The sequence below is a fragment of the Vibrio sp. 1249-1 genome (assembly GCF_033340495.1).
In genome coordinates this window covers 1-576 of record NZ_JAWOWJ010000894.1, presented here as the reverse complement: position 1 = coordinate 576, position 576 = coordinate 1, and the positions used below count along the sequence as shown (strand labels likewise).

1 protein-coding gene is annotated in these 576 nt (G+C 48.3%); it reads left to right on the top strand.

Features of this window, described 5'->3' with window-relative positions:
• Positions 1–576, top strand: a 576-nt coding sequence (locus R7Z50_RS29530) for a hypothetical protein (protein WP_318150017.1), incomplete at both ends; no start/stop codon positions are given.

Genomic DNA, 576 nt, shown 5'->3' with positions numbered 1-576 from the left:
GATCACGCAGATTAGCGCGACGGAATGGCGCTTTGAGCCATCAGAAAACTTCAACGGCGACGTGAGTTTTGTCTATGACATTACTGATGATGGCACAACCAATGGAGCACCGGATCCAATCACAATCAGCGGTTCTGCGGTCATGAACGTTCAAGCGGTTAATGATGCTCCAGAGATTGATGGCTCATTAGTAACCAGCACGATCTTCGAATCGGCAGGTCAAAAAATATCAGGCATTACGATAGCAGATGTGGATTTCACGGGTATCCATGAGAACGAGATCATGACGATTTCGCTCAGCACGAGTGAAGGTGATGTCAGTGTTATCGCGCCATCCGGCAGTGGTGTGACGCAAGGTGTTGGTTTAGCGGGTGAAACCGTGTTGATGGGGACGTTGTCCCAACTTAATGCGGTGTTGACTTCGACAGATCCAAATGTCGGTGTTTTTGTCGATGCAAGTGACGTGAACAGTTCAGCGATTTCATTGACGGTTACAGCGGACGATAATGGAATTTACTACGAGAATTCCACAGGAACGTCGCTGCAAGCCACCGAAACGTTTGATATCAACGTGAC